Source organism: Gordonia malaquae NBRC 108250 (assembly GCF_000344135.1).
GTDB classification, from domain to species: Bacteria; Actinomycetota; Actinomycetes; order Mycobacteriales; family Mycobacteriaceae; genus Gordonia; species Gordonia malaquae.
Map to the genome: position 1 here is coordinate 1 of NZ_BAOP01000078.1, position 1,788 is coordinate 1,788.

The following is a 1,788-nucleotide window of genomic DNA, read 5'->3' on the forward strand; positions in this document are numbered from 1 at the left end:
CGTCAACCGGAAACTAACTACATGATATAGATCACCTCTGACAGAAACGTATGTTCGATCAACGGGGATTCGAGGGGGCTCGAGTTCGCTCGACGAACTGACGATCAGCAGTAGGCGAGAGTCGTTCGGTCAGTTGTGTGGGCACGGTCGAATTGAGAAGACCCGGTAGCATGCGGCGCATGTTCGAAGTCGGGGAAGAGATCGCGGGGTACCGGGTCGAATCGGTGCTCGGAGCCGGCGGCATGGGCGAGGTGTACCGGGTTCGGCACCCGCGTCTGCCGCGCAGTGACGCGCTGAAGGTCCTGCGCTCCGCACACGCGGACAGCCCCGTCGTGCGGGCGCGGTTCGAGCGGGAAGCCGACCTCGTCGCGCCGTTGACACACCCCAATCTGGTGCGCGTCTACGACCGCGGTGTGCTGAACGATCTGCTGTGGATCGCGATGGAGATGGTGCCGGGCACCGACGCGTCGCGGATCATCAAACAGTCCCCGGGCGGGCTCGACTCCCGGTTGGTCGCCAACATCGTCGACGGCGTCGCCGCGGCGCTCGACGTCGCTCACCGCAACGGAATCCTGCACCGTGACGTGAAGCCGGCGAACATCCTCATCACTCCCGGCCCGGATCCGATCTTCCCCGAGGCCATCAAGGTGACCGACTTCGGCATCGCGCAGGCGATCGGCGACGCAGAAGGCAACCTCACCGGCACAGGGACCACTGTCGGCACGATGCGCTACTGCTCCCCGGAGCAGATCGACGGTCGTGCGGTGGACGGCCGCGCCGACCTCTACTCGCTCGCTGCGACAGCGTTCGAGCTGCTCACCGGCAGCTCGCCGTACGATTCGCAGAGCTTGCAGGGCTTGATGACGGCGCACATGTTCGCGGAGCCGCCGCGGGCCAGCGAACGTAATCGGTCGTTGCCGCCTGCCGTCGACGCGATCCTGGCCGCTGGACTCGCGAAGGACCCGAGCCAGCGTCCCCCGACGTGTGGGGCGTTTGCGCACGCACTGCGAATCGCCCTGTTCGAGGGCCGAGCCGTGGTGGTTCCGCCGTCGTTCGCGAACACTCCGGGCGCGCCGGTCCGCCAGGGGAATCCGGCCGCGTTCGCTCCGAACTTCGCACAGACGGGCGCCTTCCAGAGCCCGCAGCCGCCGTCACCGGTGAAGTGGTACCGAAGGACTCCGGTCCTGGCGACGGCGGCGATTGCTGTTGCGGCAGTGGTCGGCATCGGCGCGGGGTTCTTGTGGCTCTCCGGCGCTGCGCTCGACACCCCGACCGACTTCACTGCGGAATCATCGGCGCAGGGCGTGGAACTGTCCTGGGACAGAGTCTCCGGCGCAAATGAGTACGTGGTCATGGAAGACGATGTTGTGGTGCGCACCGTCAGTGACACCAACGTCGTCCTGAGTGCGCCGCTGCCGGGGGAGCACGTGTACGCAGTCGCGGCGCGGAGCACTTCTCGAGGAGGCTCCGATTTCGTCTCCTCAGATCCGGTCAATGTGACGCTGACCTGGGGTGCACTACGTGAGGTGGCGGAAATGTTCCCCGAACTGGTGCCGGCAACTCCGGTCAGCACCAACGGCTTCGAGGCGATGAAGTGCCGCGGCTCGGGGCCCGACTTCTCCACATCGCACCCGTCGTCGATGATCCTCTGTCAGAAGCAGGACGGCGAGGACATGCTCTACCAAGTTCGGATCGCGGCGTTTGCAGACGCGGACACGGCGGGGCTTGCCTCGCAGAGCGAACTGTCGTCGTCCACGGCGAAGACCGAGTTCAATATCAAGTCAGGGC

1 protein-coding gene is annotated in these 1,788 nt (G+C 65.7%); it reads left to right on the plus strand.

The genetic code is table 11. From position 1 onward, the window contains the following. Positions 1–179: 179 nt before the first annotated feature. On the plus strand, positions 180–1,788 hold a 1,609-nt coding region (locus GM1_RS21220; protein WP_052005506.1), incomplete at its 3' end, for a serine/threonine-protein kinase.